Source organism: Streptomyces sp. NRRL S-495, from assembly GCF_000966955.1.
Taxonomy (GTDB): domain Bacteria; phylum Actinomycetota; class Actinomycetes; order Streptomycetales; family Streptomycetaceae; genus Kitasatospora; species Kitasatospora purpeofusca.
Genome location: NZ_JZWY01001233.1, coordinates 1 through 1,693 on the forward strand (window position 1 = coordinate 1; position 1,693 = coordinate 1,693).

Annotated in this window: 1 protein-coding gene; it reads right to left on the minus strand. The window is 76.7% G+C overall.

Annotated features, from left to right (window positions below):
- On the minus strand, positions 1 to 1,693 hold a 1,693-nt coding region (locus VR45_RS40815), incomplete at both ends, for a beta-ketoacyl reductase (protein ID WP_045945036.1).

Genomic DNA, 1,693 nt, shown 5'->3' on the forward strand with positions numbered 1-1,693 from the left:
TCGCGGGTGACGGAGGTGCCGACGCGGTCGGGATCGGGGTCGTAGAGGGTTTCGACGTCCCAGCCCCGGTCGGTGGGGAACCCGGAGATGCCGTCGCGGCCCTCGTCCAGCATCCGCCACAGGTCCTCGGGCGAACGGACACCGCCGGGGAGGCGGCAGGCCGCGGAGACGATCGCGATCCGGTCGTCGTCCGCGTCCCGGTTCCGACCCGCCGGCCACGCGGGCACGGCAACGGCCGCGGCCGTTGCCGTGCCCGCTTCCGTGTCCGTGAGTCCGACGGCCAGGAAGTCCGCGAGCACCGCCGGGGTCGGGTGGTCGAACACCAGGCTGGCGGGAAGCCGCAGGCCGGTGGCGGCGTTCAGGCGGTTGCGCAGGTTCACCGAGGCCAGTGAGTCGAATCCCAGTTCACGGAAGGCCCGTCCGGGGTCGAGGGTGTCCGGGGAGGCGTGGCCGAGGACCGCTGCCGCGTGGGTGCGGACGAGTTCGACGAGCAGGTGGGTCCGGCCGGTGCCGTCGAGGGCCGCGAGGCGCAGGCGCAGGGCGTTGTCCCCGGACGACGCCTCCGCGGCCGTGGCCGCCCGGCGCGGCGGTGTGCGCACCAGGCCGCGCAGCAGCGGCGGCAGGGTGCCGTCCGCCGCCGCGGACCGCAGGGCCGCCGTGTCGAGGCGGATCGGGACCAGGGCGGCCCGGTCCACGGTGAGGGCGGTGTCGAAGAGCACGAGCCCCCGCTCGGTGGAGAGCGGCGGCATCCCGGACCGGGCGAGGCGCCGGACGTCGTCCTCGTCCAGGTGTCCGGTGAGGGCGCTGGGCTGCTCCCACAGGGTCCAGGCCAAGGACTGGCCGGCCAGCCCCGCCGCCCGGCGCCGGACGGCCAGGGCGTCGAGGAAGGCGTTGGCGGCGGCGTAGTTGGCCTGTCCGGGGCCGCCGAAGGTGCCCGCGGCCGAGGAGAAGAGCACGAAGTGCGTGAGGTCGAGGTCGCGGGTCAGTTCGTGCAGGTGGAGGGCGGCGTCGACCTTGGGGCGCAGCACGGCGTCGACCCGTTCGGGGGTGAGTGCGGTGACGACGCCGTCGTCGAGGGTGCCCGCGGTGTGGACCACGGCGGTCAGCGGGTGCGCGGGCGGCAGGTCCGCGAGAACGGCGGCCAGCGCCGCGCGGTCGGCGGCGTCGCAGGCGACGACGGCGGTCTCGGCTCCCAGTGCGGCGAGTTCGGCGCGCAGTTCTTCGGCTCCGGCGGCGGCCGGGCCGCTGCGGGAGAGCAGCAGCAGGTGCCGGACGCCGTGCCCGGTGACCAGGCGGCGGGCGACGTGGGAACCGAGCAGGCCGGTGCCGCCGGTGACGAGGACCGTGCCGTCCGGGTCGAAGGGACGGAGGGGCGCGACCGCGTCGTCCGGGAGGTCCGGGTCGTTCCTGAGGACCCGGGCCAGCCGGGGTACGCGGACGTCGCCGCCGCGGACCGCGGACTCCGGTTCTCCCGAGGCGAGGGCCGCGGCGACGACGTCCGCGGAGGTGCCGTGCTCGTCGTCGGCGTGGGCGTCGGCGTCCAGGTCGTGGTCGAGGTCGAGCAGGGCGAAGCGCCCGGGGTGTTCGGAGCGGGCCGAGCGGACCAGGCCCCAGAGCGCGCTGTGCGCGGGGTCGATGACGTCCTCCCCCTCCCCGGCGGCGACCGCGCCCCGGGTGGCGAACACCAGGCGCG